Below are 1,103 nucleotides of genomic sequence, written 5' to 3'. Positions count from 1 at the left end.
ACGGATAGGAAATTCAACCGCATGAGGCCAAGTATGGCACGAGTTTTGGGCCTCGAAACACGTTCGGCCAAGGAAGGTTGAGCGCTCGCTTGCCGCTCAATGGCAAGAGCTTGGGAGGCAGTATGCATTTGGGCCTGGCGCGCGCGCAGCTGCTTCCCCGCAGCGATGGATACCGCCGCTTCACTGGGTCACCAATTGACGCGCTGGTCTACCTCGTCGGGTTGAGCTGCCAGATCCCAATCCGGCTCGCCTTGCGCACCATCATCCACCGGCGCGTCGCAGCCCTCCCACAGCGGTGGCCCGCGTGCCGGGGTGATGTGCGGGGGGGCAGACTCCACCCCGATGTGGTTCAGGATGTGGCGGATTTCGGCGCTGTGGGTGATGAAGGCAATGATGCGCATCTGCCCACCGCACATGGGGCACAGCAGCGGAAATGCCTCGTAGATGCGGGCAATCAGCACCGCCCACAAGTAATGCGCCGCTCGCTTCGGGCGTGCTTCAGGTTCGGGTGTGGGTGTGGCCGCGTTGCCCGGCGCCGCCACCCCAGGTACGCCCGCGCCAGGTTGTGCAGTCTCCACCGTGGCTGGTTGCGACGCAGCAGGCTGAGCCAGCGCCGTTACCGCCGCTCTCAGCGGCGAGTTTGGTGCCAGCACACCAAAGTAGCGGTGCCGGTGGGTGCGTGGCGGTGGCACCAGCGCGGCGATGCGGTCGATCAGTTCCAGCGGTGTGAGGTGCAGCTCATCTGCCTTGGCACCACGCTTGTCACTGGTGGGCTCGCTGCGCTGTTTGGCACAGCGGTACACCAGTTTGCTTCCCTCTTTGCGTAGGCGCTCCATGGAAAACGGTGGACGCGCGCAATAGCGCAGCAGCCGCTCCAGCGCAGCGCGGTCGTGGGCTTCGATGCAGACACCGGCGTCCACCGAGAAGCCGCTGTGTTTGTAGCCCAGCATGTCTTTGGCGTCACAGTTCTCCAGCAGGCCCCGAGCAACGAAGGCGCGCAGGATGCGTTTTTGCAGTGTGGTCTGCACTGGGGCCACGGTAGCCGCATCGATGCCGGTGGCCGCGTGAAAGATGACACCCGGCGATGAGATTCGAGGGGTCGC

General features: G+C 64.6%; 1 pseudogene. It reads right to left on the bottom strand.

The window, feature by feature from the left end:
- Positions 1–188: 188 nt before the first annotated feature.
- Positions 189–1,103 (bottom strand): annotated as a pseudogene (locus tag ACWRN3_RS22860) (IS91-like element ISCR8/ISPps1 family transposase); the annotation flags it as partial.

The sequence above is a fragment of the Pseudarthrobacter sp. rb genome, assembly GCF_056389225.1.
This window is presented reverse-complemented; position numbering and strand designations above follow the sequence as displayed.